The 7020-nt window shown below is 65.0% G+C and carries 7 protein-coding genes and 1 pseudogene; 4 read left to right on the forward strand and 4 right to left on the reverse strand.

Annotated features, from left to right (window positions below; genetic code table 11):
• From VK519_RS15675 to VK519_RS15690, 4 genes and pseudogenes are all read right to left on the reverse strand, one after another.
• Nucleotides 1–226: pseudogene (locus VK519_RS15675) on the reverse strand (hypothetical protein); the annotation flags it as partial.
• On the reverse strand, nucleotides 223–1161 hold the full coding sequence (locus VK519_RS15680) for an MlaD family protein (protein ID WP_324351290.1): 939 nt from the start codon (nucleotides 1159–1161) through the stop codon (nucleotides 223–225). The gene VK519_RS15680 and the pseudogene VK519_RS15675, both read right to left, overlap by 4 nt.
• A gap of 7 nt (nucleotides 1162–1168) precedes the next feature.
• Nucleotides 1169–1945 (reverse strand): ABC transporter ATP-binding protein, encoded by a 777-nt coding sequence (locus tag VK519_RS15685; protein WP_324351292.1) that lies wholly within the window; start codon nucleotides 1943–1945, stop codon nucleotides 1169–1171.
• Nucleotides 1942–3084, reverse strand: coding sequence for an MlaE family ABC transporter permease (locus VK519_RS15690; RefSeq protein ID WP_324351294.1), 1143 nt, complete (start codon nucleotides 3082–3084; stop codon nucleotides 1942–1944). The genes VK519_RS15685 and VK519_RS15690 overlap by 4 nt, the downstream gene beginning before the upstream one ends.
• A gap of 64 nt (nucleotides 3085–3148) precedes the next feature.
• On the opposite strand from VK519_RS15690, the gene gcvT reads away from it, so the two are divergent.
• The 4 genes from gcvT to VK519_RS15710 all read left to right on the forward strand — a co-directional run.
• The gene (gene gcvT / locus VK519_RS15695; protein WP_324351295.1) at nucleotides 3149–4255 is read left to right on the forward strand and encodes a glycine cleavage system aminomethyltransferase GcvT; all 1107 of its coding nucleotides are present in this window, start codon (nucleotides 3149–3151) and stop codon (nucleotides 4253–4255) included.
• Between the two features lie 55 nt (nucleotides 4256–4310).
• On the forward strand, nucleotides 4311–4703 hold the full coding sequence (gene gcvH, locus VK519_RS15700; protein ID WP_324351297.1) for a glycine cleavage system protein GcvH: 393 nt from the start codon (nucleotides 4311–4313) through the stop codon (nucleotides 4701–4703).
• Nucleotides 4704–5261: 558 nt separating this feature from the next.
• Nucleotides 5262–5792: a met regulon transcriptional regulator MetJ gene (gene metJ / locus VK519_RS17775; RefSeq protein WP_345785970.1), complete on the forward strand. Its 531-nt coding sequence runs from the start codon at nucleotides 5262–5264 to the stop codon at nucleotides 5790–5792.
• A 380-nt stretch (nucleotides 5793–6172) separates the two neighbouring features.
• On the forward strand, nucleotides 6173–7020 hold an 848-nt coding region (locus tag VK519_RS15710), incomplete at its 3' end, for an energy transducer TonB (protein WP_324351298.1).

Genomic DNA, 7020 nt, shown 5'->3' on the forward strand with positions numbered 1-7020 from the left:
TGTCCTGGCCGGGCACCACCGCGATACGGCTGGAGTCGATCAATCCCGAGGCCTGTGGCGTGGTCACCCGAAGCGCCCAGGTCACAGGCTTGCCCGTGGCGGCCGGCACCTTTGCCGATGGCAACAGGTACACGTTGGGCACTTCGGCCTTGGGCAGGATGGAGCAGCCCGCCAGGAGCGATAGCAGCAGCACACCGCCCGCGGCCCGGATCATCCACATGCTCATGGTACGAACTCCTTGCTCTTGTCGCGGCCCAGCAGGTAGCGGCCGGGGTTTTCATCCAGTTGCCGGGTCACCTGGCGCAGGCCCGCAAGGGTCTGGCGCAATTCCCGGATGGCGGGGCCGAGGTCGTTCAGGCCTTGCGCACCGTTGTCCAGGGCGTCGTGGTTGCGGTTGAGTATCTGGTCCACGGTGGCCGTGGTGCGCTCGAGCGACGCCATGGCGTTGCGCGCGCTTTCCAGAGTCTGCCTGCCCGGACCGTCCACCAGCGTATCGGCATGGCGGATCAGCACCTGGGCCTGGGCAAGGGCCTGGTTGGCCTCCTTGCTGGCCGCGGTCATCTGCTCGATCAGGGTACGCAGGTTGCCGCGCTCGTCGGCGAGTGCGCCGGTGGCTTTCTCGATGTGGTCCAGCGTGTTCTGGATGCGGTTGATGTTCTCGTTGGACAGCAGTTGGGTGGCGCGCAAGGCCGCCTGGCTCAGGTTGGTCACCAGGTCCTCGCCGTTGGCGAACAACTTGGCGAAGGGCGAGGGGTCGGCGATGATCACCGGCGGTGTGCCGTCGGTGGTAACCAGCATGTGGCTGCCGGGCGAGCCGCCGGAGAGCTGGATCACCGCCACGCCGGTGACGCCGGTGAGCGTGAGCTTGGCGCGGGTGTCCTGGCGGATCGGCACGTCGCCGCCGGTTCGGATGCGTGCAATCACGCGCCGCGGATCGGCCGGATCAAGCTGCAGGCGGTAGATGCTGCCCACGCGGATGCCGTTGTACTGCACGGCGCCGCCCTTGGTAAGCCCCGTTACCGCCTCATTGAAGATGATGTCGTATTCGTTATAGGCCTTCTCGGCGCTGGACTTCACCAGCCATAGGGAAAACCCCAGGCCCAGTGCCAGCACGATGACGGTGAACAGGCCGATCAGGATGTGATGCGCTCGGGTTTCCATGGCACACCTATATAGATAAGGAGGAACGCGCGGCGCGGCCGCGTGGACCGTGGAAATATTCACGTATCCACGGATCGTCGGTTGCCGCCACCTTGTCCAGGGTGTCGGCCACCAGCACGCGTTTTTGCGATAGCACCGCCACGCGGTCGCACGTGGTGTAAAGCGTATCCAGGTCGTGCGTCACCAGGAACACGGTAAAGCCCAGGGCATTGCGTAGCGTCAACAGCAGCTGGTCGAAGGCCGCGGCACTGATCGGGTCCAGCCCCGAAGTGGGTTCGTCCAGGAACAATACTTCCGGGTCCAATGCAAGCGCGCGGGCCAGCGCCGCACGCTTGGTCATGCCGCCTGAGAGCGATGCCGGGTACTTGCCGGCGGTGTCCATGGCCAGGCCCACCAGTGCCAGCTTCACCGCGGCGAGCCGGGTGGCGTCTTCGCGGGTGAGCCCCGCGTGCTCGATCAGCGGCAGGGCGATATTCTCGGCAACCGTCATCGAAGAAAACAGCGCGCCGTCCTGGAACAGCACGCCGAAGCGGCGCTCCAGTTGCGAGCGTTGTTCGGGCGGCAGGGCCAGGAGGTCCTGTCCAAACACCCGCACCGATCCCGCCGACGGGCGCCGGAGTCCCACGATCGAGCGCAGCAATACCGATTTGCCGGTACCTGAGCCACCCACCACGCCAAGGATCTCTCCGCGGTATACCGTGAGGTCCAGGTCCTCGTGCACGGCCTGCTCGCCGAAGCGGTTGGCCAGGCCCCGCACCTCGATGATCGGCTCGCGCTCGTTCACCAGCCCATTCCCGTATAGAAGAGCGCGGCGATGGCGTCGAAGAGGATCACCACGAAGATCGACTGCACGACCGCCGAGGTGGTGTGCTCGCCGACCGACTGCGCGCTGCCGGCCACCTTGAAGCCTTCCATGCAGCCGATCACCGCGATCAGGAAGGCGAAGAACGGGGCCTTGGCGATGCCCACCAGGAACTGGCGGACGTGGATGTCCTCGTGGAACAGGTTGATGAACATGGTGGGCGTGATGCCCAGGGTGGCATAGCAAACCACCGCCCCTCCGATCACACCCGCCATCATGGCAATGAAGGTGAGTAGAGGCAGCGCCACCAGCAGGGCCAGCACGCGGGGCAATACCAGCAGTTCCACCGGATCCAGGCCCAGCGTGCGGATGGCGTCGATCTCCTCGCGCGCCTTCATCGAGCCGATCTGCGCGGTGAACGCGCTGGCAGTGCGGCCGGCGAGCAGGATCGCGGTCAGGATCACGCCGAATTCCCGCAGGAAGGCATAACCGACCAGGTCGACGGTGTAGATGGTGGCGCCGAAGTCCGCCAGTACCGTGGCGCCCAGGAAAGCCACCACCGCGCCCACCATGAACGACAGCAGCGCCACGATGGGCAGGGCGTTCAGGCCCGTCTGCTCCAAGTGCGACACCAGCGAAGTGACGCGCCAGTGCTTCGGGCGCCAGAAGTTGCGGCCCAGGGCTTCGAAGACGATGCCGACGAAGCCGAGCAGCAGCAGCGTCTGTTTGCCAAAGCTTTCCACCCCAACGCCGATGCGGGCGAGGAAATCCTCCAGCCCCTTCGACCGTCGCGGCCGTGCCGGTTTGCAGTAGGCGGCCAGGGCATTGCCGACGGTCTGCAGCAGCGCTGCGCGCTCGGCGGGCAGGCCGGTGCCTGCGGCCAGGCGCGCGACCCGTGCGGGGCCCAGCAGGTCCGCCAGCAGCGAGGCGCCGGCCGTATCCAGGGCGCCCAGGCCGGTGAAGTCCACGGCGGTATGGTCGCTTACCTGGTTGCAACAGATGCGCATGTGCGCGTGCAGCGAGGCGTAATAGGGCAGGGTCCAGTCGCCTGCAACCACAAGGCGGCCCGCGCCCGACGAAGCGTCGATGCTGGCCGTGCCTGGTGTCCCCTCGGTTGCCATGCGTGGAAGGCTAGCAAGATTCGAAGGATAATGACCGCTTCCCCATGCAATCGAGCCCAAGTCGATGACCCAGAAAACCGTCCTCAACGCCACCCATCGCGAGCTCGGTGCCCGCATGGTGGATTTCGGTGGCTGGGACATGCCCATTGCCTACGGTTCGCAGATCGAAGAACACCACGCTGTGCGCCAGGCCGCCGGCATGTTCGACGTGTCGCACATGACGGTGGTGGATCTCACTGGCGAGCGCACCCGGGCGTTCCTGCGGCATCTGCTGGCCAACAGCATCGACAAGCTGACCAAGCCCGGCAAGGCGCTCTACTCGTGCATGCTCAACGAGCGCGGCGGGGTGATCGACGATCTCATCGCCTATTTCCTGCGCGAGGATTTCTTCCGCCTGGTGGTGAATGCCTCTACCCGCGACAAGGACCTGGCCTGGATCGAACGTCAGGCCGCGGCCTTCGGCGTGGCCGTGCGCGAGCGCCCGGAATTCGCCATGATCGCCGTGCAGGGCCCGACCGCCCGCGATATCGTGCTGGGGCTGCTGCCCGATGACAGCCGTGTGAAGGTTGCCAAGCTCGGCAAGTTCGTCGCCGCCGAGGTCGAGGGCCCCGACGGTATCCCGCTGTTCGTGGCTCGCACCGGCTACACCGGCGAGGAAGGCTTCGAGATCATCGTGCCCGATACCCGCGCGGTGCAATGGTGGAAGGCGCTTGCCGAAGCCGGCGTCACGCCCGCGGGCCTGGGTGCCCGTGACACCCTTCGCCTGGAGGCCGGCATGAACCTCTACGGCCAGGACATGGACGAAGACGTCACGCCGTGGGAGGCCAACCTCGGTTGGACGGTGTCGCTCGACGAGGGCCGTGACTTCATCGGCCGCGCCGCCCTCGAGGCACAGAAGAACGCAGGCGTGCCGCGCACCATGGTGGGCCTGGTACTGGACGACAAGGGCGTGCTGCGCCACGGCCAGAAGGTGCTCAGCGCCGCCGGTGAGGGCGAGATCCTCTCGGGCAGTTTTTCCCCCACCCTCAATCGCGCGGTGGCCTTCGCCCGCATCCCGGTGGGCGAACCCGGTGACGTGCGCGTGGACATCCGCGGCCGCGAAGTGCCCGTGCGCATCGTCAAATATCCCTTCGTCCGCGACGGCAAGCCGCAGGACGGCATCGTCATCTGATCCAGCATGGAGCCGGTTACAATCCGGCCCGTCTTAACACCCCCAGGAGCACCCCATGAGCGAGATCCCAGGCGACCTGAAGTTCCTCAAATCCCACGAATGGGCCCGCGTCGAAGACGACGGCACCGTGCGCGTGGGCATCTCCGACCACGCGCAGGCCCAGCTGGGCGACCTGGTCTACGTCGAGTTACCGGAAGTCGGCGCCACCGTGCAGGCCGGCCACGGCACCGCGGTGGTGGAGTCGGTCAAGGCCGCCTCCGACATCTATTCCCCGGTGTCCGGAGAAATCGTCGAGGTCAACGAGGCGCTCTCCGACAAGCCCGAGACGATCAATGAAGACGCCTACGGCGAGGGTTGGATCTTCCGCGTCAAGGTGGAAAACCGCGACGAACTGGAAGACCTCCTCGACGCCGACGCGTACGGCGAGCTCGTCGAGAACGACGACTGAATCCATCGCGCCATCCACGCCGCGCGCGGAATATTTTGCGCGGGGTGGATGGTCGCCGTCGTGTTCGCTTTCGGTGTCGAATGTGTGACGCGAAGTGATGGCCAGGGCATCGCCCGGCCGGCGCGCATGAACCCATCCAGGTGTCGTCGATCACCCTCGCGGGGTGTCCACGGGGTGCCTCGAGGGCCTTTCTGGAAATTTATTTTTACGCCCCGGTTGACTACCGTTCATCGCCCTGGAGCGGTGTTCGCGGACGTTCGGCGACATGCGCCGATGATGCTGCGCGCCACGCGATCGAATGCGTCGGGCAAATCGCCGTCGTCACGAAAATCGCTTGAATAAAGGGGTTTTCGTGTCATAAAGCAACAACAAGGCAATTTTTGTTTGGACTTCCATACGTCTTTCGATAGTGTGGCAAAAACACCACCGGACCCCTTCGCAGGGTACCCGGTGACCCTCCAGGGGGTGATCGCAACGCCTTCATTTCATGGCCAAAATTGATTGACACCGGGTATGGACAGGAATAGCTTCTGCAACAATTGACGGGGAACGGGTGATATGGGTACAGGAAAATTCGTCGCAGCGTACGTCGAACACGGTGCCAAAGCGGGTGCGGTCCGGAAGATCACGGTATCGATTCCACTCCACGTGTTGCGACTGCTCTCCGACGAACGCACTCGCCGACAAGTGAACAATTTGAGGCACGCGACGAATAGCGACTTGCTCGTCGAAGCGTTCCTCCATGCTTTTACTGGGCAACCACTGCCAACCGATGAGGAGCTGAAGAGAACCATGGCTACTACCAAGAAAACTGCAAAGAAAACTGCCAGGAAGAGCGCGGCCAAGAAGGCCGTCCGCAAGACCGCTGCCAAGAAGGCCGCAACCAAGCGTCCGGCGGCCAAGAAGGCTGCAACCAAGCGTCCGGCCGCCAAGAAGGCCGTCCGCAAGTCTGCTGCAAAGAAGGCTGTGAAGAAGGCTGTAAAGAGGGCCCCTGCCAAGAAAGCTGCCAAGAAGGCTCCGCGCAAGGCTGCCGTGAAGAAGACGGCCGCTGCCAAGGTGGCTCGCGCTACCCGCACTGCCAAGAAGTAATAAGCGGTACCCAAATAACTAGAAGTCGTATTGATCGAATTTTCCCTCCCCGCGACGCCCAGCGCGGGGAGGGTACTTCGAAGCCCTTCGCCCCGGCCCCAAAGCCGGGGCGCTTCGTTTGTACGGCGCTAAAGTTATGGCCGTACCGGCCGATGGTTTGCCGTGGAGCGGTTTTTACGGTTTACTTCACGCGTCCGTGACGTGCCTCGGGTGCGCCGCGGGGGAGAGCCACAGGGGGCTTTACAGGGGACAAGCCAGGTCGTGCGTTGCGATGGATGCCTGGCGCACCATGGCACGTGGCCTGTATGGATATATCCCCGCGCCCTTGCCGGCATCGACCTTCCAGTTCCATCCATACTTTAAGTCGGTGGTGAGAGCACATGCACAAGCGTCGTCCGGTTTTCGCACCACGCCTGGTCCGCGGTTCGACCAGCCAGATGCTCATCGCCGTGGTCGCGGTGTTCTTCGCCCTCGCCGTTGCCGCTTACTTCCTGGTGTACCTGCCCAACAAGGCCGCCGTCGAGCAGATCAACGGCACGCCCACCGTCGGCCAGGCCCCCACACACGCCACGAGCGTTGCCGCACCCACTGACGTGGACCGCCTGAGCGTCGACCAGCTTCTCTCCGAGGCCCGCAAGGCGATGAACGATCGCCGCCTGGTGGCCCCGGCCGGCAACAACGCCTACGAGTTCTACCTGAAAGCGCTCGAGCGCCAGCCCGGTAATGCGGTGGCCGCCGACGCGCTGCGCGAGACCTTCACCTTTGCTTCCAGTTCCGCCGAATCGGCGATCAACCAGCGCGACTTCGCCGAGGCCCAGCGCGAGATCGACCTGCTGGCCAAGGCGGATCCGGAAAACTACACGCTCACCATCCTGCGCTCCAAGCTCGATGCGCAGCGCAAGACGCTCGATCGCGAACAGCAGCAGCAGCTGGACCAGCAGCGCCAGGCGGCGCTGGCCCAACAGCAACAGAAGGAAGCCGCGGCCCGCGCCCTGTCCGAGCAGCAGGCTGCCGCCGAAACCGCGCGCCAGCAGGCGGTCGCCGCCACCCAGGCCAAGACCGTGGCACCGCGCGCAACGACGGCTGCGGGTACCGCTGCGGGCAACGTGGCAGCGGCAGCGGCCGCACGCGCCACGCCCAGCGACGACGTCAAGATCACCGACGCGGTACTTACGCGCCGCGTCAACCCGCGCTACCCGACGGCGGCGCAGCGTGCCAACCAGGAAGG

The sequence above is a fragment of the Pinirhizobacter sp. genome (genome assembly GCF_035317885.1).
Taxonomy (GTDB): domain Bacteria; phylum Pseudomonadota; class Gammaproteobacteria; order Xanthomonadales; family Rhodanobacteraceae; genus Pinirhizobacter.